The 23,583-nt window shown below is 44.4% G+C and carries 19 protein-coding genes; 16 read left to right on the top strand and 3 right to left on the bottom strand.

Annotation, left to right across the window (positions count from 1 at the left end; all coding sequences use genetic code 11):
- Positions 1-3: 3 nt before the first annotated feature.
- The 16 genes from IXB50_RS04880 (at position 4) to IXB50_RS04800 (ending at position 19,383) form a co-directional block, all read left to right on the top strand.
- Positions 4-1,098 carry a polysaccharide pyruvyl transferase family protein gene (locus IXB50_RS04880; RefSeq protein ID WP_215607823.1) on the top strand — a complete coding sequence of 365 codons (1,095 nt, stop codon included), beginning with the start codon at positions 4-6 and terminating at the stop codon, positions 1,096-1,098.
- 97 nt (positions 1,099-1,195) lie between these two features.
- On the top strand, positions 1,196-2,152 hold the full coding sequence (locus IXB50_RS04875; protein WP_215607822.1) for a hypothetical protein: 957 nt from the start codon (positions 1,196-1,198) through the stop codon (positions 2,150-2,152).
- Between the two features lie 161 nt (positions 2,153-2,313).
- Positions 2,314-3,276 carry a sulfotransferase family protein gene (locus tag IXB50_RS04870; RefSeq protein ID WP_215607821.1) on the top strand — a complete coding sequence of 321 codons (963 nt, stop codon included), beginning with the start codon at positions 2,314-2,316 and terminating at the stop codon, positions 3,274-3,276.
- A 9-nt stretch (positions 3,277-3,285) separates the two neighbouring features.
- Positions 3,286-4,137 carry a sulfotransferase family protein gene (locus IXB50_RS04865; RefSeq protein WP_215607820.1) on the top strand — a complete coding sequence of 284 codons (852 nt, stop codon included), beginning with the start codon at positions 3,286-3,288 and terminating at the stop codon, positions 4,135-4,137.
- Between the two features lie 283 nt (positions 4,138-4,420).
- The gene (locus tag IXB50_RS04860) at positions 4,421-5,176 is read left to right on the top strand and encodes a hypothetical protein (RefSeq protein ID WP_215607819.1); all 756 of its coding nucleotides are present in this window, start codon (positions 4,421-4,423) and stop codon (positions 5,174-5,176) included.
- Between the two features lie 111 nt (positions 5,177-5,287).
- The gene (locus tag IXB50_RS04855; RefSeq protein ID WP_215607818.1) at positions 5,288-6,505 is read left to right on the top strand and encodes a glycosyltransferase; all 1,218 of its coding nucleotides are present in this window, start codon (positions 5,288-5,290) and stop codon (positions 6,503-6,505) included.
- A gap of 2 nt (positions 6,506-6,507) precedes the next feature.
- Positions 6,508-7,485, top strand: coding sequence for a glycosyltransferase family 2 protein (locus tag IXB50_RS04850; protein ID WP_215607817.1), 978 nt, complete (start codon positions 6,508-6,510; stop codon positions 7,483-7,485).
- An 81-nt stretch (positions 7,486-7,566) separates the two neighbouring features.
- Positions 7,567-8,319 carry a sulfotransferase family 2 domain-containing protein gene (locus IXB50_RS04845; RefSeq protein WP_215607816.1) on the top strand — a complete coding sequence of 251 codons (753 nt, stop codon included), beginning with the start codon at positions 7,567-7,569 and terminating at the stop codon, positions 8,317-8,319.
- A gap of 134 nt (positions 8,320-8,453) precedes the next feature.
- Positions 8,454-9,368 carry a glycosyltransferase gene (locus IXB50_RS04840; RefSeq protein WP_215607815.1) on the top strand — a complete coding sequence of 305 codons (915 nt, stop codon included), beginning with the start codon at positions 8,454-8,456 and terminating at the stop codon, positions 9,366-9,368.
- Between the two features lie 64 nt (positions 9,369-9,432).
- Positions 9,433-10,350: a glycosyltransferase gene (locus IXB50_RS04835; RefSeq protein WP_215607814.1), complete on the top strand. Its 918-nt coding sequence runs from the start codon at positions 9,433-9,435 to the stop codon at positions 10,348-10,350.
- Positions 10,351-10,398: 48 nt separating this feature from the next.
- On the top strand, positions 10,399-11,370 hold the full coding sequence (locus IXB50_RS04830) for a glycosyltransferase (RefSeq protein WP_215607813.1): 972 nt from the start codon (positions 10,399-10,401) through the stop codon (positions 11,368-11,370).
- Positions 11,371-11,849: 479 nt separating this feature from the next.
- On the top strand, positions 11,850-14,234 hold the full coding sequence (locus IXB50_RS21995; protein WP_326520724.1) for a glycosyltransferase: 2,385 nt from the start codon (positions 11,850-11,852) through the stop codon (positions 14,232-14,234).
- A 7-nt stretch (positions 14,235-14,241) separates the two neighbouring features.
- The gene (locus IXB50_RS04815) at positions 14,242-15,387 is read left to right on the top strand and encodes a glycosyltransferase family 4 protein (RefSeq protein ID WP_215607812.1); all 1,146 of its coding nucleotides are present in this window, start codon (positions 14,242-14,244) and stop codon (positions 15,385-15,387) included.
- A gap of 32 nt (positions 15,388-15,419) precedes the next feature.
- Entirely contained in the window at positions 15,420-16,661 is a 1,242-nt protein-coding gene (locus tag IXB50_RS04810; RefSeq protein WP_215607811.1) for a glycosyltransferase family 4 protein, read from the top strand.
- Between the two features lie 137 nt (positions 16,662-16,798).
- Entirely contained in the window at positions 16,799-17,908 is a 1,110-nt protein-coding gene (locus IXB50_RS04805) for a glycosyltransferase family 4 protein (RefSeq protein WP_215607810.1), read from the top strand.
- A gap of 77 nt (positions 17,909-17,985) precedes the next feature.
- On the top strand, positions 17,986-19,383 hold the full coding sequence (locus tag IXB50_RS04800; RefSeq protein ID WP_215607809.1) for a hypothetical protein: 1,398 nt from the start codon (positions 17,986-17,988) through the stop codon (positions 19,381-19,383).
- A gap of 84 nt (positions 19,384-19,467) precedes the next feature.
- Here IXB50_RS04800 and IXB50_RS04795 read toward each other — a convergent pair whose 3' ends face one another.
- From IXB50_RS04795 to IXB50_RS04785, 3 genes are read right to left on the bottom strand one after another with little or no spacing between them, the layout of a single operon-like run.
- A complete protein-coding gene (locus IXB50_RS04795; protein ID WP_215607808.1) occupies positions 19,468-20,703 on the bottom strand; it encodes a nucleotidyltransferase domain-containing protein in 1,236 nt (411 codons plus the stop codon).
- Positions 20,704-20,751: 48 nt separating this feature from the next.
- Positions 20,752-22,569, bottom strand: a complete 1,818-nt coding sequence (locus IXB50_RS04790; RefSeq protein WP_215607807.1) for an ABC transporter ATP-binding protein — start codon at positions 22,567-22,569, stop codon at positions 20,752-20,754.
- On the bottom strand, positions 22,548-23,468 hold the full coding sequence (locus IXB50_RS04785; RefSeq protein ID WP_215607806.1) for a hypothetical protein: 921 nt from the start codon (positions 23,466-23,468) through the stop codon (positions 22,548-22,550). The genes IXB50_RS04790 and IXB50_RS04785 overlap by 22 nt, the downstream gene beginning before the upstream one ends.
- Positions 23,469-23,583 lie beyond the last annotated feature (115 nt).

Below are 23,583 nucleotides of genomic sequence, written 5' to 3'. Positions count from 1 at the left end.
ACAATGAACACGCAACCTATATTAGAAGATTTAGAATACATAAGGCAGTATGGCAAGGTGTCAACGCGCTACGTTGGCCTTGTAGGTAGAGGAAATCTCGGTGATGAAATTTTAGCCAAAGTCATTTACTCTCATTTCAATCATCGACTCCGCCTTTACAGCCCCATGCAAATGGGGCCCTTAATGCCCTACGCCGAAAAACTACTCGGATATAAGGCCTATTTTTTAGGCGGAGGAACGTTAATCAAACAAGTTTCTGAGCACTTAAAGCGTATCAGAAAGCTTCAAGCCAAATATCCAAACTCTAAATTTATCGTCTTCGGCACTGGTGTCGGTGACATTGCCATGTGGGAACGGTTTGGCATAAAGACAAATATTCAACCCTGGAAAGAAATCCTCAATAGAAGTGATTTCTTAGGTGTCAGAGGTCCAATCTCAAAACAGTATTTAGATTCCTGGGATCTAGATAAGCCAGTCAAAGTCATCGGAGACGGCGCTATTCTCTTGGCCAGAAACTATATAACGCCCAAAAAAATAAATCGTTCTATCGGCTTAAACCTTGGCTCATTGTTGATCCGTGATGGTAAATTTCACGGCGGCGATGAAAAAGCAGTATACAACTTCTACATCAAGCTCTTACATTATCTAAAATCAGAAAATTTTAAAGTAACGTTCTTCCCAATGAAAGCGGTTGAAGTAGAAAAGATAACCCTCATTGCGAGGGAAGCGGATCTGAGCGAATTTCAAATTTATCCAGCATTTAAAAAGCCCATTGAAGACACCATTGCCAACCTGGAAGCACAGGACATCTTTATTGGGGAAAGACTTCACTCCTCTATTTTCGCAACCTGCGCCTATACACCAACCATCATGTTGGAATATAGAACTAAATGCTTGGACTTCATGGCATCTATTCACTGCGAAGACTGGAATATTCGGACAGATAAGTTAGAGTTGGATACGGTTGTTGGTCACATTAAATACTTCCATAACAATATGGAAAAGCATCAGAGACTACTGTTTTCAGAGATGCAGGATAAGGTTAAGACTCTCCATACAGCCCGGACAGAGGTCATCAATATCATCACTAACGCTTAAAGTTCTGTATGGATGAATAACTTAGGTACGTTTATCAACAGTTAAATCAGCTTCTGAACTTCTTAGTTTTTATCTTAAATCTAAAAGGCTAAACGTTATGAGCTTTGTATTCATCTTACCCGTTGTTCATCCTCAGCGAAGTAAAGTTAGCAACTACCATCATGTAGAAATAGCCCTCAAACAAACTCTAGAATCTCTACAAAATCAAACATATAACGATGCCAAAATCATTGTGGTTTGTTGTCAGATACCTAGCTGGGCTGATCGGTTCAATCAGAACGTATTCTTTTTAGATGTATCAAACTCTGAAATTTTTAGCCCTGACAGAAATAACACCAAAGTTGATAAAGGATTGAAATATAGTTTAGGCATTCTCTATGCAACTGCTATTTTCCAGCCAAGGTTATATATGTTGGCAGATGCAGATGACTATGTAAATACTCAGCTGGCTGACTATGCGCTCAACTCCCTCACGGGAACGTTTGGAAATAAAGATATTGATGGTTATTTAGTCGATAAAGGTCTTCAAGTTGAAGTAGATATTTCATCTGAAGAACAGCTTGAATATAAGGCTGCTTACCTTATCAAACACTTCAATACGTCGTGCGGTACCTGTAGAGTATTTAAGCAAGAAAGTTTAGCTCAGAAGCTGCTTGAAATTGACTCAAATATATTTCAAAAATCTAAGCAATGGATTCCCAATCAGTTAGGAACTATCACCGAAGTTCCCTCAGATCTTTCCATATGGCTGGATAGATTGTGTAGCGACAGCTATCTAGAGAATTGGCACATTGTCAATGTCCTAGGCAGACATATTAAACAAGACAAGCACTTTAATTTTATACTGTTTCCCCATGTGGGAGCAGCCAAGGCCTGTGGCCATGGTAATCATGACGGTCCTCGGGAAGGCGGATTAAATCAAAAGAAGATTATTGGGCAATTAGCTACCAGTGATTTCAAGAAAAAGTTTGGCATTGCAAAAAAAAGAGCGTTTGATTTTAGCTTGATATCAGATCTAAAAATGAAGATCGCATTTCGTTTAAATCAAAACTAGAATTGCCAATAAATGCCTTAGGGAAACTTAAAATCTCTCAACTCATCTAATCATTTAATATTGTGTGATTATTTAAATTCATTTAGATAGAGACTTTTTATTTTAACTATTTTCCCATCCAAACTAGGTCCTATCCTATTTTTGAGTCACAGGAATTATGCATGAATTATTCAAACAACATCATTTCTAATAGCCCCCCATCGCGAGAAAAGGTTAAGCCCGTCCAATGGTCAGGCTTACTAGATTTAGTCCAAAAAACTACAGCAGTTGATCGAAAAAAGTATCAACACAAAGGTCGTCAAATGTCGGCCAATCGGCTTTGGCATCTGGTATTTCCTAACCTGAGCCAACCGATCTTTATTATTGGGTCTCCTCGCTCTGGGACAACGTTTCTAGGATCATGTATCGGAGAGCTACCAGAAGTTTCTTATCACTTTGAGCCCATTGCTACAAAAGCAGCTGCCCGCTGCATTTACGAAAAAGAGTGGGGCTTTCAAAAAACTAAGTGGTTTTATCGACTAGTCTACGCGTGGCTCATGAGAATTCACGCCGATGGAGACCTACGCTTTGCCGATAAAACACCTCGAAATTGTTTTGTTATAGACTTTCTCAATCAAGCATTTCCCAAGGCACAGTTTATACACATCATTCGAGATGGTCGAGATGCCGCCTTGTCCCATAGTAAAAAGCCATGGATGCAAGCGGCACAGGCTAAATCCCCTAAGTATGAACCTGGAGGCTATCCCTATGGCCCCTATGCCCGTTTTTGGGTAGAGCCAGAACGCATTGCTGAGTTTGAGTCAACCAGTGATATCCATCGATGCATCTGGGCTTGGCGACAGCACACAGAGAATGCCTTAGCAGCAGCCGTTAAAATCCCGCAGGATCGTTACCATGAAATTCGATACGAGGATCTTATCAGTAATACCCAATCAGAAACTGATCTCCTACTAGACTTTTTAAACATTGATGATAATGCATCTCGGCGGCGTTTCCATGATGCGGTCTCCAAAGTGCGGCCTGATTCGATTGGGGGATGGAAGAAAGAATTATCAAGTGAGCAACTGCAGCAGGTTGAGCAAGAAGCGGGTGAACTGCTTAGACAATTAAACTATGCTGACTGAGAATTAGACATGATTAAATCGATCACTCAATCACCCAAAAGAGTTTTTGTTGTGGGTTGTCCCCGTTCAGGCACAACACTACTGCAAAGTATACTTTTGACAAGTCCTTCAATCATTTCTTTTCCTGAGTCCCATTTTTTTGTCAATTTGTTTAAACGACGCACTGACTTTCAGAAAAGGTTTAACCTGGCTTCTCAATATTCGAGACCAGGTTTTGCCAACTTCATGGGTGAGTCAGGCTATCAAATAGTCAAATCAGCTTTACCTAGATATGCTCTGACCATACAACAGCAAACTCAAGTATTTGCTAGAACGTTAGATCGGATTGCAAAACAAGAGAGAAAATCCATTTGGATGGAAAAGACACCTGACCATGTAAATTTCATTGATTTTATTGAAACCCACGTCAGGGATGCGCTATTTATCCACATTGTCCGCAATGGTCCAGATGTCGTGGCCTCTTTATATGATGTCACCCACAAATATCCTCTGGAGTGGGAAGAACCGTGGGAGATAGAACGATGTTTACGGAAATGGATAACCTGTGTGCAGAATACCTATAAACATTTGCATAAACCCAACCACCTGTTGATTAAGTATGAAACGCTTGTCAATGATCTAGACTCAGCTAGTCAAAAGCTTACTGATTTTATTAATGTCGATCTTCATACCCATTTATTGACAGATCGCAAGGATGCCTTTAAGGATATTGCTCTAGCAAGAGAACCTTGGAAGGCTAATTCTGTAAAACCGGTTTATCAAAAGGGTAAGGATAAGTTTTCTGTGCTTTTTGATGATGACCAGAAGACGTATATTTTGGATGCGATCGCAAAAGCCAAATTGACAACCATCAAAGACTAATTCGAGTGACTTTATGTCTTATAAGCCTAAAAATAAACTGTCCACAAACTTTACATAGCGCATTATTCTAGACCTATTATTAAAAGGACCTATAAGTCATAAGAACTTAGTCTCAAAAAATAGCAATCACTCCCAAAAGATTGTTCACTTTTATACATCTTCACTCTAAGTAGAAAAGACCAAACTATCATCTCTGAGATTAATTCTATTTCTTATGCTGAAATCGTTCGGTAAGACAATTAGCTCTCCTATATTAAACAAGTTTAGCCTTGGCAATATTGCTATGTTTCATATTGGACGTAGTGGGAGCACAGTATTAGGAGATTTACTCAACCAAAGTCCGAAAATTCTTTGGGATGGAGAGGTCTACCACACCTATGTTGATTGGGGTGGTCAGAAAGCACTCAGAAAAGGTCAAAATCCTGACATTGATCCCGTAAAGCTGATTCAAGCTCAGAAAATCAAAGCCCGCAGAAGATACTATGGCTTTGAAGTCAAATTCTATCATCTAGATCGTACTAACATCAGTCTACAAAACTACATTCAACAAATTAGTGAACTAGGTGTTAGTCACTTCATTATCCTCAAAAGAAAAAACTATTTACGAAAAATCGTTTCTAGCTATGTATCTTTTGATAAGAAAAAAGCAAACTTAAGAACCATTGATGACTCCGATCATCATTCAGTGGAGACAAAGGCTAAGTTACATCAGATCAAGCTAAATATTGACAGCGTCAACATTGATTCCACTCAAAAATCTCTACTAGAGCACCTTCAATATTATCAAACTCACTTTCAAAGGCTAGACTCTGCACTCGCAGACAAGAAAGTTTTGCGTCTAACCTATGAGGAAAATATAGCACCGAGCCCCATGGATGGATATCACAAAGCCTGTGATTTTCTAGGCATTAGCCGGCATCCAGTCACTGTTCAATATGGAAAAACTAATCCATTCAAACTATCTGAAATAGTAGACAACTTCAGTGATGTAGAGAAAGCCCTCCAGAACAGTGAATTTGAATGGATGCTATATGAATAGAGTGGAACTCACATTGTCTAAAGCATCAGACTTATCTTGTGTCTTTCAGCACCTGATAACTATCCAAAGTTCCTCCATGGATTTAACTATCATTTCAACAAGCTAAGAGCTATGAGAGTCCTATTCGTTTCTAATAACTTTCCAACCGATCTTCGTGTCAAAATCCATGGCATCTACAAACGAATGGGTCTTTTTATAGACGCTATCAAGGGTCTGGCATCAATTGACTTTCTCTACTACGTCTCCCCCAGCTTTGATATCTCACAAGCCAATGTGGCCAAACTAGAGCAGGAGTTTGCACAGCACTGGCAAGCCGATATTACCCTCACCTTGTGCCATCGCTCAACGCGCAAACATCAGTTTTTACGACGCCCTAACTACCTGCCTGGAGCCCTCAACTTTTTTGAACAGAAGCCTTACATTAGTCTCAGTGGCAAACGACAAGTAGCGGCGCTAGAAGACTGTTTGGACCGTAAACCAGACGCCATTTTTGCCCACCGGCTACAGGCCATGTGTCCACTCATGTTGGCCAAAGCTAAGCTCCCCCCCATCTTCTTTGACCTGGACGACATCGAGCACATATCCCTCGATCGTCAGTTAAAACAACCAGCACCCTACCGTAAAAAAGATCGCAGTTACCATTTATACCTACCCAGTCTTAGACATGCAGAACTCAAAGCTATTCGTAAAGCCCAAAAAACATTTATTTGCTCTGAGCAGGACCGCACCTATCTAGCAGAGCAGCTCAAGCTACCAGGCATTGTGACCATCCCCAATGCCATCACGATGCCGATGCCCCACCCCCTTACCAATGCCCCCACACTTTTATTCATCGGCTCGTACACTTATCAGCCCAACGTCACTGCAGCAGAGTTCTTGATTGAACAGGTATGGCCCCATGTGCACCAAGTGATGCCAGAATCTAAGCTCATCATTGCAGGGGCTCATCCAGAAAGCATTCGCGGCCATCAGATTCCGCCTCCTGGGGTAGAATTTACCGGATTTGTTGAAAATCTTGATGAACTATATCAAAAGGTCCGGGTTGTCTGTTGCCCAATACTCTCGGGTAGTGGCACTCGGGTCAAACTGATTGAAGCCGCCGCTTATCGGAAACCCATTGTTTCTACTCGCATTGGTGCAGAAGGTCTAGATCTAGTTGATGGAGAAGCTATATTCTTGCGTGATCATGCCAAAACCTTTGCAGATGCCTGCATCGAGCTGCTCCAAAACGATCAACTGTGTCAACGTCTTGGCAATGCCGCCTATACCGTAGCTTCAAAACGATACGACAGAGCTCAGATTTTGCAACAGATTCAACATCATCTCTAGTTATGAACATAGTGACGACGTCGAGTACTAGCACCCTGATCCCTGACGTATCAGTGATCATTCCCACCTATAATCGCATCACGATGCTGGAGGAAGCTCTGGCCAGCTTGCACGCTCAAGAATACGACGGCATGGTAGAAATTATCGTCATCGACGATAACTCCCAAGATGGCACCTCCCAAATTATTCGGGAGAAATATACGGATATTCACCTGATTACGCTCTCTGAAAACGGCGGAGCCTCTGCTGCGCGTAACCAGGGAATCGCTGTGGCCAAAGGTGAATTTATTGCCTTTTTAGACTCAGATGATCTTTGGGAGCCAGATCATTTGCGATCGCAAATCGCCCTCCTAAAAAGTAAAAATATCACTGACACTCAAACACACTTTGGGGTCAGTGATATTTTTATTTGGGAAACCATCAAAGATATTAGATATCAAAAGTCCCAAAAACCTAAACCTCAATATTCATCAACATTGCATCATCTATTATCGGGAGGCAGTTTTGTATCCACACCATCTGCCGTCATTTTCCCTAAACATATTCTTGATGAAATCGGTATTTTTGACAACAATCTAAGGCTGGCAGAAGATACAGATCTCTACACTCGCGCTATTCTCAAGGACTTTAAACCAGTCTTTACAGAACAAGCATCGGTTGTCAGACGGAAACATGACAGTGGTCAAGCAATGACCATCAAAAACATCGAACCAAGAATAACAAATCGCCTCGATGCATTGCGAAAATACTACCCTCTAGCCAAGCAAAGGTTAGGTAATGTCAAACAAAGTCAAATTCATTCCGAAATTTATTCAGACTTTGCTAGATATTATTACGAAGATAAATCTTACGGTGACTGGCTAAAGCTTCTTCTAATATCTACTCGCTATAGTTCCCCACTATGTGTGATTCGTACTAATTGGCACTATATCAACGATTTCTTCGGCAGGATCATCAGTAAATTAAGGTTTGCAAGCTGATATTAACCACCACTGTCAGATCCTCTTAGCCAGATTGTATTGATACATAACACTGCGCAACCCTTTAGTGACAGGCAAACCATGAGAAAGATAAAACTACTTAAATCTAAATCTGCCAAGCCCTCTATATTCTTTATGCATCTTCCTAAAACAGGAGGAACTTCCGTTGATTCAGCTTTTCAAAGGCATTACGGCAGAGAACATGTAAAAATTGAAGCATCTGAATCCTATGAAGCTTCAAAAGTTCTCTACGACGACACACACAAAGAATTTAGCTATGACGATTGCTTTCGCTATCGTGAAAGCCTGCTCCTATACCATATGAATTTAGGGTCAAAATACATCAGTGGCCACATTCGGTTTAATCAAAAAATCTGGGAAAACACGAAAGACACGTACGCATACGTTACCGTTCTCAGACATCCTGTCAAACGATATATTTCCAACTACTTCTTTAACAAATATAAGGAGGCTGAACACTGCAGAATCAATGATGAACTGTCAGAGTTCCTGGACTCAGATCGTGCCAAATCTTGGGGATATATGTATACCAAATATTTCTCCGGCAATCCCAAATCAGCTATAACTCCTAGTGAGGAATTATTAAAAACAGCAAAGGAAAATGCATTGAAGTTTAACACTGTTGGCTTCCTAGAGAAGCTAGATGACTTTGTCGCCGAGTGTAGAAACAAATACAATCTACGACTCAGAATTCCCCATAAGAGAAAAAATCCCAAATCTAGCCGTGAGATATCTCAGGCTAACTTGGAGAAGATTAATTATATTTGTCGTTTTGACCTAGAGCTTTATGACTTTATTAGTCAGAATTCTTAGCCTCTATCAGCCAAGATCTATCAATAAACTACTTTATATCTCCAGGGAAAATAATAAATCTCGTTTATCTCCACAGTAACGATCAAATTACAAGATTTACGACCAAATCACTCTTTTCTATTAGAATCAAACCGATGAGCAATATTCGCCCTTTTGTCTCAATCATCATACCGGTCTACAACGATCGCGATCGACTAGAAAAGTGTCTGGATATTCTAGAAAATCAGACATATCCCAAAGCATCCTATGAAGTTATCGTCATTGATAATAATTCAACAGACGATATCAAATCCGCAGTCGCGAAGTTTTTGCAAGCTACCTATACCTTTGAAGGTGTTGTCGGTTCTTATAGCGCTCGTAACAAGGGGCTCTCTATTGCCAAAGGAGAAATCCTTGGATTTACTGACTCTGACTGTGCTCCAGCATCAAACTGGATCGAAAAAGGTGTGGAACAAATCTTGAAAAACCCTGACTGTGGTTTAATCGCTGGACACATCGAATTTTCTTTCAAGGACCCGGAAAGGCCTAATCCTGCAGAGCTATACGACAGCCTATATTTCTTACAGCAAGAAACATACATCAAAGAACGTCACTTTGGCGCTACAGCTAACGTATTTACTACTCGAAAAATATTTGATATCGTCGGGCCTTTCAACACAGCTCTTAAGTCTGGAGGAGATCGTAATTGGGGCGAACGAGTCTATGCGGCAGGTTTTCAGCAAATTTATGCCACTGATATCGTAATTGCTCATCCGGCTCGATCTAGCTTTCAGGAACTCAACAAGAAGCTACGTCGAGTTTATACAGGTGGCTTCTATATCAATAAAAAGTCTGAGAAACCAATTTTAGACCTGCTGCAAGAAGTCATATACGACATCAAACCACCAGCAAGATTTCTATTCAGATTTCTAAAAGAGCAAGGTATTAACGGCAAAAAGGATAGAATAGGTGTCATTTTCATTTATATGTTTCTCAAATTTTCTAAAGCTACAACTGAGTTAAAGCTTTATTGGAAGGAGCATAATAAGGCTAAACTATCTATCGAATAAACGTTATTCATCTAGCTTGTGCTTACTAACTTATCAATCTAATCTCAACTCGTCAGCTACTTTTATGACTACTGAGCTAAAACAAACTCCTTTTGTTTCTATTATTATTCCTGTTTACAATGACAGTGACTTTTTAAAGGTTTGCCTGCCAGCCCTAAGCAAACAAACCTATGCAAAGGATCGCTATGAGATTATTGTCGTTGACAATAACTCGGAAGAAGACATTAGTAAGGTTACGAATCAGTTTGAGCAGGTAACCCTGGCCCACGAGTCCACACCAGGCTCCTACATCGCCAGAAACAAAGGTTTAAGCATCGCTAAAGGTGACATTATTGCCTTTACAGATGCCGATTGTATCCCCCAGCCCAACTGGCTAGAAAAGGGGGTATCCACATTAACCCAGCGGCCAAATATTGGCCTAGTCGCTGGCCGCATAGAGCTGTTTTACAGAGATCCGAAGCAACCCAAATCCTTTGAACTGTACGATAGCCTGACCATGGGCTTCCCCCAAGAAGATTTCGTCAAGGACAGCCATTTTGGGGCAACGGCCAATCTATTCACATTTCGCTCTGTTATAGATAAAGTCGGTGGCTTTGATGAAAACCTCAAGTCTGCTGGGGATCGACAATGGGGAAAACGAGTTTACGACAATGGGTATGAACAGGTGTATGATGATGATGTGTGCATTCGCCATCCAGCAAGGTATTCCTGGGCCGATGTCAAAAAGCGTGCCATCCGTATCACGGGCGGTAGATATGATTTAGCCAAGAGAAGTTGGACCTCTCGATGGGATGCCGTTAAAGATTTGGTTGATTACCTAAGGCCCCCTTTTAGAAGCTTCTTTAGAATTTGGGCTGACAAACGTCTCCATAGCCCTCAACAGAAATTACAGTTTACGATCGTAATGCTGCGTATTCGCGATGTAGTCATCAAAGAACGCCTCAGACTCCAGCTTGGGGGGGGGACTCCCGAACGCAGCTAATTGTTGACACGTCGCATTTCACCCTAACGTATCGCTAACTTTATTAATATGGCTGTGAACAATACGCCACCATTAGTCAGTATTGTCATCAACAACTATAACTACGGCTCTTTTGTAGGACAGGCTATTGATAGTGCCCTCAATCAGAGCTATGACAATGTTGAAGTCATCGTTGTTGATGATGGTTCCCAAGATAGCTCACGGGACATTATTAGCAGCTATGGAGATAAGATTACCCCTGTATTTAAGGACAATGGTGGACAGGCCTCAGCCTTTAATGCGGGCTTTGCCCATAGTAATGGCGACATCATTTGTTTACTCGATGCCGATGACCTGGTTTTTGAGAATAGGGCTGAACAAGTTGCCAATGTATTTATCACCAATCCTGACATTGATTGGTTTTTTCACGAGTCAGCCCCTGTTCAGACAGCGGACATCACCGATGATACTCTGACGGATCTTTACAATCAACACGCTAAAGATTTGAGTCAAATTGACTTTGAAACTATCGATTTCAAAGCCAATTTATGTAATGCAGAGCTACCATACTTTGCACCGTCCACCTCTAACCTTTGTTTCTCTCGATCACTTTTAAGCAAGTTTTTCCCATTACCAGAGGTCAAAGGTATTTCGGGGCTAGCAATTTGTGATTTCTATCTCAGAATAGTTGCAGTATGGCTAGGGGTTGGTATTAAATCCGAAGACTATCTCGGGGTATTTAGATTCCATTCCAACAACCTATATACAACCCAAGCAATTACGAAGAAGCAGAAGACTGATTGCGAAATACTACTATTTACAGCCTATTACCTATGTATAAACTATCCAGAGTTGGCAAAGTTAAGTAGCAAATTACTGTCCAAGGCAATTTGCTTACATTGGCATGTTAGAAAAAATGACTTCAACTATAGTGAAATCATCCATAAATGCCAGGCTAGCTTATCTTATTCAGAACGATCAACTATATTCCCCAAGGCTATCGTTTACTCGGCAAAACTTAGATTTTCAAAACTGATTTAACCAAAAAAATATTTTTTATAATACTGGAAGAATTTTCTAGTCTATATCTGAGCTTTTAAATTCCTGAATTTTAATGCTGATTTCAGGTTTATTCTCAGTATAGGTAATAGGTCAAAAATTTAAATACATTAGAGTTTCAACCGTTTTTTATTTTTGCATTAATTTTACATCTAAGCAAAAATAATTAGGAATTAAAACGATTTTTGTAGAGATATCTATACTAGCATTTCTAATCCATAAAAGTAATGGTCCTATGTCGATAAATTAGCGTTCACACCTAAGCCTAAAAATCGACTAAAGAGATTTTATCATGGCGATATTATTAGGGGTTTAGTGCCTACTGCTATAGAAATTGCCGTTGCTGATTTAAAGGGTAAACCAATCTTTTAGAGATGCTATCTACCAACATCCTTCAACATCCTTCAGATTAAATCACATTGAGGATCAGCAACGACAGATTTTCTCCCTATTGAGAAACAGTGGATAGTGACAATCGGGGATATCTGTTACCCACTGCAGAAACTTTGTTTTGGATTGCAAGTACGTCTGTCGATATAAAAACGATACATATCATGCAGCAGCCTCTTTCTGTCAGTATCATTATTAACAACTATAACTACGAACGTTTTCTGTCTCAGGCAATTGATAGTGCCTTAGCTCAAACATATTCCCATGTGGAAGTAATCGTTGTTGATGATGGTTCCACTGATGGCTCCCGTCAAATAATTCGTGGGTATTGCAATCGTGCAAATACTGTCTCATCAGTGCGCTTCATCTCAATTCTGCAAGCCAACGGCAAACAAGGTGCCGCATTTAACAACGGATTTAAGCATTCCACAGGCGATATCATCATCTTTTTGGATGCTGATGACTACCTACACCCCCAGGCTGCAGAGCGCGTCGTCGAAGCCTGGCGTCCCGGTATCGCCAAAGTCCACTATCGTCTCTCTGTGATCGATGGAGATGGCAATCCCAAAGGATTCTTCTTTCCCCAGGGAGGTATCCTAGACAGCGGTCATCTACGCAATAAAATCCTCCAAACCAGCGGTTATGGAAGTGTTCCTACCAGTGGTAATGCTCTCAGCCGCCAGGTGATGGAGAAAATGTTCCCCATCCCGGTGGAGTTTAATACCACCTCAGACGACTATCTTTCAGCCTTGATTCCCCTATACGGTGAAGTTGTCGCCATCGAAGAAGAACTGGGTGCATACCGTATCCATGACAGCAATCAATGGGCATTGGTAGAGCTGGATAGCAGTCGGTTTCGTCGCTTTATCGCCCATGATCTGCAGCGCTGTGCCCTGCTCAAAGCCACTGGGCCCTCCCTCGGATGCAAAGTGCCCGACAACCTTGAAATCCGAAGGTTTGGCTCCGTCTGGTCTCGCCTTGTTTCCCTGCGCCTAGAGCCTGAACAACACCCCGTCCCTGACGATAACGCCATCCTATTGGCACTTTGGGGCGTTCAATCCCTCTGGCTTTATTCCAACGAGTCCCTGGTTAAACGCATTCTCTTTAGTCTCTGGTTTATTTGGGTAGGTCTACTGCCATTGTCCCTGGCCAAGCCAGCCATTCACTGGCTGTTTATGCCCAATCAACGCCCCCGCCCCCTACACTCTCTCATGAATATCCTGCGTAGAAACCGCCCTGACGAGACGTCCCAGGACTGTTCTCAAGATACTGAAAAGTCCCTAAGAGCTCTGTTTATTAGCCATACCTATGTGGTAGGCATCAACCAGGGCAAACTAGCCGCCATTACCGACAAGGCCGAAGTAGGGCTGCTCACCCCTGAAACCTGGTGCTCCCAGGGTTGGGAACGGGTTCTTTCTCTAGAAACCCCGTTCTCGAACATAACAATGTTCCCCAGCAAAGTTCTGTTTTCTGGACGGGGGGGAGCCTATGTCTTTAACCCCTTGAGAATTTGGCAAGTCATTCGCCAGTTCAAACCCGATGTCCTTCAAGTGGAAGAAGAAGTCTTTTCGCTGTGTACCCTGCAACTGGCTATCTGTTCTCGTTTACTGGGGCTACCCTTGGTGATTTTTGGCTGGGAAAACATGGATCGAGAGCTGCCATTGCCCCGGCGCTGGATCCGTGACTTTGTTCTGTGTACCGCCTCTGTCATCCTGGCAGGCAACCGTGACGGCGGACAGCTGCTAAAGCAATGGGGCTATCAAGGCATCATCGAAGTCATGCCCCAGATGGGTGTGGATGAAGATATTTTTTCACCCGCACTGAGCACTGGCTGCAATGAAAAACTCAACATTGGCTTTCTCGGTCGGATCGTTCCTGAAAAAGGCATTGATCTGATGCTCAAAGCTGCCCAACAAATGAAACAACAGAACCTCGCCTTTGAGATCACTATCTGTGGGTCGGGACCGGCTCAGGAAGACTTAGAAGCCATGGCCAAAGATCTGGACGTGGAGGACTGCGTCCGCTGGCTAGGGGCGGTGACCCACGAGCAGGTGCCAGCAGAAATGGCCAAGTTCGATGTGCTGGTACTGCCCTCCCGCAGCGTAAACACCTGGAAAGAACAATTTGGTCATGTGCTGATCGAGTCCATGGCCATAGGCATCCCCACGGTGGGCTCCACCTGCGGTGAAATTCCCAACGTGATTAACAATCCTGAGTTGGTGTTTGCAGAAAATGATGCCAATGGTCTGGCCACAATCCTATCCAAGCTTGTACGCGATGAAGAGTTTCGGAAGTCCATGGGAGACTTTTGTCGGCAGCGAGCGCAGCAAAACTATACCCACAAGCGGATCGCACAACGGCTATATGCCCTATGGCAAACTGTTCTAAACACCCCTGCAGTCCCCCTCTCTCTCTCCCATAGGCCGATAGCAACATCAACGACATCGGAGGCTTAGGGGCATTATGCGTGTTGTCATTGCTCGAACGATGGCCGAGTTTAGTATGGATGCCTATGCCACGGGCCTCGTCGAAGGTCTGCGCGCGGTGAGACCTAGCTGGGACATCGTTGACCTTAAACCTCACTCCGTTGACCGTAACAGTGGCTCGGTATGGGTAAGGGCTCACAAAGCCTATGAACGGTTTTGGAATTTTCCTAAGACAATTCAGCGGCAGCAGGCAGATATTTATCACATCATTGACCCTGCTGAAGCCCATGCGGTGTACCGACTCCGACGCAAGTCAGGCCAAAAGGTCGTTGTTACCTGCCACGACTTGATCAACTTTCACAATCAGTACAATCTGCAGGGCTCAATCCAGCTACCGCTGGTGAGTAGACGACTCTGGCTATGGGCCGTTCATGGGATGAAACAGGCCGACCACGTCGTCTCGGTATCGACGGCCACGGCCCAGGAGACGACTAAGCTGTTGGAGATCCCCTCCACCCATATTACCGTCACCCCCAATGGCGTCGATCCTCTCTTTCAGCCAATTACCAACGATGTGGTGACCTCTATCCGTCAGCGCCATGGCATGGCTACTGACACCCTGTGTTTACTCAATGTCGGCTCCAACCATCCTCGCAAAAATATTCTGATCGTTCTGAAGGCGGTTAGAAAATTAAAGCAACAGGGGCTGCCAGTTTGTTTTTGGAAGGTTAGTGCTGATTTTACAGATGAACAAAAGACCTATATCCAAGAACATAACCTGGAATCATCGGTGGTCTATCTGGGTAAACCTGCCCCCGAAGATTTGGTCGAGCTCTATGGCGCTGCCGACATACTGATAGCGCCCTCCCTCCTGGAGGGATTTGGTCTAACCATTCTAGAAGCCATGGCCACGGGGACCCCAGTGATCACATCTAATGTGTCAGCCATGCCTGAGGTGGCCGGTGATGCCGCGATTTTGGTAAATCCAAGTCAGGCGGATGAGATCGCATCCGCCGTCCAAACCTTGTACCACGATTCCAACTATCGCAACACCCTGATAGAAAGAGGTCTCAAAAGAGCCCAACAATTTACCTGGCAAGCAACCGCTGAAAAGGTCGCTCAGGTTTACGAATCCCTGTTTGCTAAAAATAACAATCTACCCCTATCCATAAGCTCCAGCTAACTTGTAAGCCCCTAGCCCCAACTGATATTGACATGAAAATACTGATTTCTGCCTATTCCTGTGAACCGGGTCAAGGCTCAGAGAGAGGCGTCGGTTGGAATGTCGCCAAAGAAGCAGCCAAGCACCACGAAGTCTGGGTATTGACTCGCCCCGACGAAAGCAAAGAGGCCATCGAAGCCGAGCTGGCGGACAACCCCGTCCCCAACCTCCATTTTGTCTACTTCACCCTGCCATTCTGGAAAGACAGTTTGTCCCTGGGACAGTCCGGGGCTATGCAAATCCACTATTACCTATGGCAGATTCAGGCCTACTTTGTCGCCAAACGCTTACACCAGGAACTCAACTTTGATCTGATCCACCACGTTACCTTCGTAAAATACTCCTCCCCCAGTTTGTTATCCACCCTGCCGGTCCCCTTTATCTTGGGGCCTGTGGGCGGTGGAGAATCCGCCCCATCCAAATTCTGGAGAGACTTTAGCCTCCGCGCTCGCCTCTACGAATTTGCTCGGGACGCCATTCGTAAAGTGGGAGAGAAAGATCCTCTAGTCGCCCACACCATTCGCAACAGCGCCATAGTTCGCGCTACCACCGGCGATACCGCCCAGCGCCTCTACAAAATGGGTGCAAAAGATGTGGAAGTAGTTTCCGCTATCGGGCTGCTAGAAGAAGAAATCGATGTCCTCAAGCAGCACAGCCTGCCCCCGGCAGAACCTCTACGCTTTATCAGCATGGGTCGTCTGCTCCATTGGAAAGGTTTCCATCTCGGCATTCGCGCCTTTGCCCAGGCCAATCTCCCCAATGCTGAATTGTGGCTGGTGGGCGATGGTCCAGAAGCCGATGCCCTCAAGCAGTTGGCCGCTGATTGCGGTGTCGCCGACCAAGTCAAATTTTGGGGTCGTCTCTCCCGAGACGAGACCCTAGACCGGCTCAACGAAAGCCATGTTCTGTTACACCCTAGCCTGCACGACTCCGGCGGCTGGGTCTGTATCGAAGCCATGGCCTCCGGTCGTCCTGTCATTTGCCTAGACCTTGGTGGTCCCGCTGTCCAAATAACTGAACAAACCGGCTTTAAGATCGCGGCTGAAGAGCCCGACCAGTCTGTCCGAGATATAGCGGCTGTCATGGAGCAGTTCTCTCACAATCCTGCTCTGTGCCACCAGATGGGCCAGGCCGGTCGCCAGCTGGTCGATGAAACCTTTAGCTGGACAGCGGTCGGTCAGCAGTTAAATTCCCTGTATGAAACAACGTCTAAAGGTGTGCCTGTGACGGCTTAATATAAAATCCTGATCGATGGCATCCGTTATCCCAGGGCAGGTACAAGACCTGCCCCTACAAAGTGATCTATTTTGAATCAGGTTTACCGAATTTGGATTTGGTATAACGGCCCACGTCCTTCTCTCCCTTTCTCGTTATGCATGTGCTGATCCCAGCCCTCCATCGTCCGACCAAACCCACGGGGGTCTGTCGCCACGCGGTCAATCTGGCCCAGTGTTTAGCCGCAACGGCAGAAGTTACGCGCGTCACGTTGTTAATCGGCACCTGGCAGCGTGACTACTTTAACGAGGTCTTTCAGCTAGACTCCCCAAAAATCCAGCTGGTGGATGTGGATATCAAAAATAGCTCCCTGGCGCGCAACCGCTGGTTTTTATTTGGTCTGCCTCAGATAGCACAGCAGCGACAGCCTGACATGATTCACATGTCGTTTCCCTTTCCCTTTGTGCGTCAGTGGTTCCCATGTCCCATTGTCTCCACCATCCATGATCTCTATCCCTACGAGTGTCCGGAAAACTTTGGCTATCCCCGCGTCTGGTTTAATCAGCTATTTCTCCAGCAGTGCATTCGAAATAGCGACGGTCTCACCTGTGTCTCTAACTGCACCCTGGATGCCCTCAAAGATTATTTCCCAACGGTCAAAGACACCAAGAAAACCACCGTTGTCTACAACGTTGTTGACTTTGAAGAAATTAATGCCCAATTGCCCCACCAGGTATCTCCTGACGATCCTTTCCTGATGACCGTGGCCCAGCACCGCAAAAATAAGAACCTGGATCTCCTGATTCAAGCCTACAGTACCCTGTATCAGCGCGATCAGCTTCAGGCCAAGCTGTTGATTATCGGCAGCTCTGGACCTGAAACCGAAAACCTGACACAGCTAGTCACCCAGCTAAATTTAGAGAACCAGGTATTATTTCTGTCCGGACTATCCGACGGAGAACTGCGTTGGCTCTATGAGCATGCATCCTTGTTTGTGATTCCCTCAGCAACGGAAGGGTTTTGCCTACCCTTGGTAGAAGCCCTCACCCTGGACTGTCCAGCTGTTTGCTCGGATATTTCCATCTTTCGTGAAGTAGGCTCCTCAAAGTGTCATTACTTCCCGCTCGATCGTCAAGAAACCATGCCCCTAGCCAATACCATGGCTTCGGTTTTATCCGATACCTCTCGGCAAATGCAAACTGTAGACAACCGGTTTTCTAAACCGACCATATCGAAGCAGCTACTTGATTTTTATCGATTATTGTAGCGCTGGAGTGGGGTGAGAACGGCCCACAGTTCAAGCACTAGAACAACGTCTACCCCAGATTTAAATCCGCCCGATTAATGCAAAATCGCCTGCAGCTTTCTGGATTAAATACGCCTCCTCCTGCTGAGGGACGAATTGGCAGTATAACCCTTGTACTAGTGGGGTTTGCATCTGCATTTTTTCCCCGTCTTCTGGCCTCTATGGGGGTCCCAGCTATCATCAACTTTGTCCACTTTGGGCTTATTCCCAGTGCCTTTTTAATCACCATTTTTACGTCCAAAACACGGGACAAGAAACGGTTAAATGTGGTGTGGCAGCTGTTGACCGGGATAGTTATTTTCCTGATCTGTATGATGGCTAGCGCCATGATCAACAGGGCTGGCATCGTCAATATTACGCTGCAATTTTTGTTCCAAGTGGAACCCTTTATGTTCCTGGCGGCAATCATTGCATTACCGCTGTCTGGCGACCGACTGCAGCGGTTTAAGTCTTGGGTTTTGGGGTTTGCTGCGTTTAATTTATTGCTTGCGATCGCACAGTCTATCCTCCTCCCCATCGGTCTTTACCCCAAACCCGATGGTGGCACCCTGCAGGACAACATTGGCGGCGTCTTTGGTGGCGGGGGCGGTAGTGCCGCCAACTACATCGCCTGTACAGTTTCATTCTACGTGGGATTGTATTTCTTCAATCAGTTCAAACACCTGCCCCTATGGGCCAGACTATTGCCCCTGGTGGGAGCAATCTATCAAACTCAAGTCTCTGACTCCAAGCAAGTATTTTTAGCCCTCGTAGTCGGTTGGGGATTGCTAGCATTAACCAAAATAGAAAAACCGGCCAAGCTCTTAGTCTATTTCTCACTCTTTGTCCTACTCATCGCTGCCTTTAGTTGGGCACTGCTAAATTTAGAGTCCGAAATCCTCAGCCCGTATCAAAACTGGATCAATCGCCCCATTTGGGGATGGGATGGCTTAGCAGCAGAAACCAAATTTGCCGCCTTTAGAATCATTCCCACCCACTTTGAATCTCCCCTAAACTGGTTTTTTGGTCTGGGGCCAGGGCATACCGTAACTCGCCTTGGTGGCTGGGTAATGCGGGATTATGCCAGTCTTCTGGGGCCCCTTGGGGCCACCATTCATCCGGCATCATCCGAAGTTTTCCGTGTGGTCTTTGACAGCTACCTGCCCCAGGAGTCTACTATCTACTTTCCCCTATTTACCTGGGCTGGCATCTGGGGGGACGGGGGCATCATTGGACTGACGGCCTACCTACTCATCTGTTTTATCGTTTGGAAACAGGTCTGCGTAGACGACCTTGGTAAGTTCCTACTGCTGTCAACTGCTGTATTTGGCTGCATTTTGACCCAGATGGAAGAACCCGGTCATATGCTTACCATTGCTTGTCTGCTAGGCCTACGCTGGCAAGAACAGCGAGAAAAGCAGCTGGCTCAAACCAATGCCCCACGCCACCTCAGATAGAGATTGCACCACTCTGGAGTTAGTCGCCCACTAACATTAATCAGCTGCGCTCTCACCATCGCTGCAAAAATAGAGGAGCACCTGTCATACAGTACTGTTCTGTTTTTTGTGGCAAAAGATTTCTTGTACTAAGCGCAGGGGACGGAATAGATAATAGAAAAAGAATAGGGATTTTGGTAACGGCATGGCGGCCATATCGGCAAGGGTGGGATGCATCAAATCCCCCACAAAGTAGACTCGATTTCTCCAATCAGCCATCAGCCGAAATTGATGGATCACACGCCTCATAGTCAATCGCGAGTCCACGTTGGCTTTCTTACCTAAGAGAATATTTTGCTGAACCTCCTGCACCAGAGTTTGAATGACCGGTGACTCTTGAATCTTCTTTTGGGCGCTTTCAGGTAAATCCACTCCATACAAATTTTGCACCAGACTCAGTCCCAATAGAAGCCTGCGCAAAACATCCAGATCGTCTGATAGTTCAAGCAGGTGGTCCCAATCTAATGTGGGGTGTTTGTCCATTAGCATGGCCACATCACAGATTTTACCTAGCTGATTCCAATAGTCCTCAGCCCCTTGGGCACATAAAACAAGAATCTGAACCTCTGGGGTCAAGCTAAGCACCTGTTTACCCCCTATTTCAACCATTTGGGTATGGTTCCAGATCCACCGGGTATCAAATAGGGGGTAAAAGTGTCTGGCTAAAATGCCCTGATGAATATCGAGAAAAATACGTTTTTCAGGATTAAACAAGCTAAATTCTTTCTGCGTCTGAAAATAGGCTGCCTGCTCCTGAGGGGTTAGTTTTGCCAAACAGTCTCTTTCTGATATCGCCATCAGCTTATCGCAGGTATAACCATGCTTGATGGCGATATCCCTAAGCGTTAGTAAATCATCTGGATGCACCAATAGATCCAGATCACCAAAGACACGCAACGATAAATCGCCATAGGCGCTGACCGCCGTCACGGGCCCCTTAAACGTAATGGCCTTGATATGATGAGTGTCTAAAATGTCTAAAAAGGCCCTTAGTTCTTGAACGAGAGAAAAGGCATTTCCTATATTTCTCAGCTGATATTGATGTAACTCTGCGAGCACCCAATCTGGTAGCTCTGCAGGCACCATGGATAGAAGAACTTTATGCAGCAACGGTAACAGTCGATGAAACCGAGCCATTTTAATCGCTTTCTTCCAGTCCAGCCCATTTTGGCTGACTAATTGTTGGATTTGATGCTGACAGCTATCCCCTAAAGACTGTCTAGCACAGCACAGTAGCAACACAATTTCTGGTTCTAAATCAGTTGTATTTAAGATATTCACGAACCTTCAAGGTAATTATTCTAAATAAGTCAGTGATTCACACCCTAACTACCAATAGTTTTTAGCTTGAATTTTAAATAAATGGGCATAGGCACCCTGATAGTCCATTAGTTCTTGATGGGTGCCATTTTCTATAATTTGGCCCTTGTCCATGACATAGATCCGATCGGCCATCTTCACCGTAGAGAGTCTATGGGTAATGAGGATTGCTGACTGGTCTTGAATTAACTCACGAAACTTACTAAAGAGTTCATACTCAGCCTTGGGATCCATGGCACTGGTGGGTTCATCTAGCACAATCACCTGGGACTGACGCAAAAAAGCTCTGGCTAAGGCGACCTTTTGCCATTGGCCAATACTAAGTTCTTCGCCACCATGAAATAGCTTACCTAGCATGGTGTTATACCCCTCAGGTAGCTGGGTAATCACGTCATGGGCTCCAGATTTTTGAGCAGCCTCGATAATGCGCTTGTCCTGTAGTTCTAGGTGCACATTACCTAACCAAATATTATCTTGAGCAGAAAGATGATACTTGGCATAGTCTTGAAAAACAACGCTAATCTGTTGACGTAAATGAGCAACATCTAGATCCCGTAAGTCAACGCCATTTAGGGTAATCCTGCCCTGAGTTGGATCATATAAGCGACATAATAGTTTAATCAGAGTTGTCTTCCCTGAGCCATTTTCCCCAACCAGAGCAATAGTTTCACCAGGTTTTACAGTAAATGACAGCCCCTTTAAGGCCTGACGAGACGTTCCTTCATACCCAAAACTAACCTGCTCAAACGTAATTCCCTGATCTTTTACAGGTGGGCAGAACTTTGGCTGCGCTGGCGTTACAATCTGGGGATGCAAGTCTAGAAATTCATACAGATTGGCTAGGAATAAATTATCCTCATGCAACCCAGAAAGACCGGCGATGAATGATTTAAGTGCACTTTGCCCTCGCTGTAACGCCTGATGATATAGGACAAGATCTCCTAACTTTAAAGCTCCTTGCAGAGCCTGATAAAGGATAAAACCATAAATCGCACCAATCATGACTCCCGCAATCAAATTGGCTGCCAAAAACGAGAGCGAACGCCAAGCCATTAACTTAAACTTTGCTCGGTAAAGTTGCGATCTCAACCGATTAAATCGCTGACTAAACAACTCGCCCAAACCAAACAAGCGAATTTCTTTGGCAAATTGTTCTCCTGTTAATAGCCAGGAAAGATAAACTGATTTCCGTTCGACAGGCGTCCAGGTACGCTGCCAAGCATATAACTTACGCGTATAGTATATTCGAACTAATACAGTTGGTATAATTGCAATCAATAAGGCGCTGGTTATACCCCAATGGAGGGTCAATAACAACCCCAACATTGCAACCAATAAAATGCTGTTTTGAACAACTAGTGCTAGCCGCTTTAAAATTTGATTAGGGCGGTAGGTCGCTTCTTTCTGAGCCCGCTGTAATGTATCGTGATAGCGAGGATTCTCATAATAACTTAGATCAATTTCAACAGACTTAGCATGCAAAATGCTACGCATGTAGTCAGATACTTTTTGGGCTTGTGACGACGTGACTAGCTCTGAAAGTGCATTAGCTATCATTCCAGTCAACAGCACTACAGCAAGACCAATCAATAATGGCTTGCTTTGACTTAACAACTGTGGCGATGCTGTAATCTCTGGTTGAGTAGTCACAACATCGACTAACAGTTTCACCAAATAAATCTGTAGTAATGGATATAGTCCCTGGATTACAAGCAGACTCAGTTTAGCCATTGTCCAACCAGGACTGCTACGCCATACTAACCGTAAGGCTGGTACTAAACGCTGAGTTTGCTTAAAAAGCGCAACTAATTTTTTACCAGATTGCACGGTAGGTTAACCCCTGATTTCTCAACTGATACTTCTTTCACATGTTTCTCTACCATGCGGACTAAATCAGGCAATTCTTCTAAACCAGGTTTTCTAGTAAAGCGGTGGTATGATACCTGCTTAAGCAATTGGGTACATTGTTGAAAATGCACCTGCATTGACTGATTGTCCCGCAAGACATCCATAGCGCGGGTATGGCTGACCAAATATACAAACGCATCCTTAAAGCTTAGGGGAGTGATACTGTGGCTATCGCCTTTAGATAACAGATAAATACTTTGTAATGGCAGCTGCTTTTGTTGGAATCCTGTTTTCAAGTGATAGGCCCGTTTAGAGGAGTGGGCATAGAGAGACTCTAGGCTGGCTGGATCTTTGCCTAATGCCTCTGCCGCTTGAGGAGAAAGCTTACACTGAGGAAACGATGGAACAACGTTAGGACTCTCCACGTTCTCTAAACTAATTGCCAAGACATCATCGGTAATCACACTATGGCCGTGGGTATGTAGTGCTGCAGCCAGAGTTGATTTCCCCCAACCCGAATGCCCTAAGAATGCGACCACCTTGCCTTGGATTGCAACGCTGCTTGCATGCAGAACTAGAAACCCCCGCTGTCGTAGGATAACTGACATACAGCCTCCTAAGATATTAGGACTAATCATCTCGTGGGTAACCCCTTCAAACGGAGTAATCGTAATCAACTTTCCATCTGAGATGCGAAATTTCCCTATCTCTGCTAGCCGACCAAAAATGTCCTGTGTTGAATTAATTGTGTCAGGGTTAGGTTGTTCCTTGGAATCTTTTAAGCGGATGATAACATCTGGTTCACCTTTGGCGTTAGGTAGCCCTGACAGCGGAATCTCTGAGTGGAGACATAGCTGATAAGCAGAGTAACAATACATGATTTACAAAAATACGTCTACTTAGACTTGAGATAATGAATTTCAACAACAATAGCAACAAAGTACTAAAGCAATATAGCCATTAATATCTTTATCTTTTACTACCAACTTAAGG

It is taken from the genome of Leptothoe spongobia TAU-MAC 1115 (assembly GCF_018739885.1).
Lineage (GTDB): Bacteria > Cyanobacteriota > Cyanobacteriia > Phormidesmidales > Phormidesmidaceae > Leptothoe > Leptothoe spongobia.
Note: the sequence above shows the minus strand (reverse complement) of the source record. Positions and strands in the feature narration are given on the sequence as shown.

What these genes read in the sequence shown, in the direction of transcription:
- IXB50_RS04880 (WP_215607823.1), top strand. Translation starts at nt 4, where the DNA reads ATGAACACGCAACCTATATTAGAAGATTTAGAATACATAAGGCAGTAT.
- IXB50_RS04875 (WP_215607822.1), top strand. Translation starts at nt 1,196, where the DNA reads ATGAGCTTTGTATTCATCTTACCCGTTGTTCATCCTCAGCGAAGTAAA.
- IXB50_RS04870 (WP_215607821.1), top strand. Translation starts at nt 2,314, where the DNA reads ATGAATTATTCAAACAACATCATTTCTAATAGCCCCCCATCGCGAGAA.
- IXB50_RS04865 (WP_215607820.1), top strand. Translation starts at nt 3,286, where the DNA reads ATGATTAAATCGATCACTCAATCACCCAAAAGAGTTTTTGTTGTGGGT.
- IXB50_RS04860 (WP_215607819.1), top strand. Translation starts at nt 4,421, where the DNA reads ATGTTTCATATTGGACGTAGTGGGAGCACAGTATTAGGAGATTTACTC.
- IXB50_RS04855 (WP_215607818.1), top strand. Translation starts at nt 5,288, where the DNA reads ATGAGAGTCCTATTCGTTTCTAATAACTTTCCAACCGATCTTCGTGTC.
- IXB50_RS04850 (WP_215607817.1), top strand. Translation starts at nt 6,508, where the DNA reads ATGAACATAGTGACGACGTCGAGTACTAGCACCCTGATCCCTGACGTA.
- IXB50_RS04845 (WP_215607816.1), top strand. Translation starts at nt 7,567, where the DNA reads ATGAGAAAGATAAAACTACTTAAATCTAAATCTGCCAAGCCCTCTATA.
- IXB50_RS04840 (WP_215607815.1), top strand. Translation starts at nt 8,454, where the DNA reads ATGAGCAATATTCGCCCTTTTGTCTCAATCATCATACCGGTCTACAAC.
- IXB50_RS04835 (WP_215607814.1), top strand. Translation starts at nt 9,433, where the DNA reads ATGACTACTGAGCTAAAACAAACTCCTTTTGTTTCTATTATTATTCCT.
- IXB50_RS04830 (WP_215607813.1), top strand. Translation starts at nt 10,399, where the DNA reads ATGGCTGTGAACAATACGCCACCATTAGTCAGTATTGTCATCAACAAC.
- IXB50_RS04815 (WP_215607812.1), top strand. Translation starts at nt 14,242, where the DNA reads ATGCGTGTTGTCATTGCTCGAACGATGGCCGAGTTTAGTATGGATGCC.
- IXB50_RS04810 (WP_215607811.1), top strand. Translation starts at nt 15,420, where the DNA reads ATGAAAATACTGATTTCTGCCTATTCCTGTGAACCGGGTCAAGGCTCA.
- IXB50_RS04805 (WP_215607810.1), top strand. Translation starts at nt 16,799, where the DNA reads ATGCATGTGCTGATCCCAGCCCTCCATCGTCCGACCAAACCCACGGGG.
- IXB50_RS04800 (WP_215607809.1), top strand. Translation starts at nt 17,986, where the DNA reads ATGCAAAATCGCCTGCAGCTTTCTGGATTAAATACGCCTCCTCCTGCT.
- IXB50_RS04785 (WP_215607806.1), bottom strand. Translation starts at nt 23,468, where the DNA reads ATGTATTGTTACTCTGCTTATCAGCTATGTCTCCACTCAGAGATTCCG.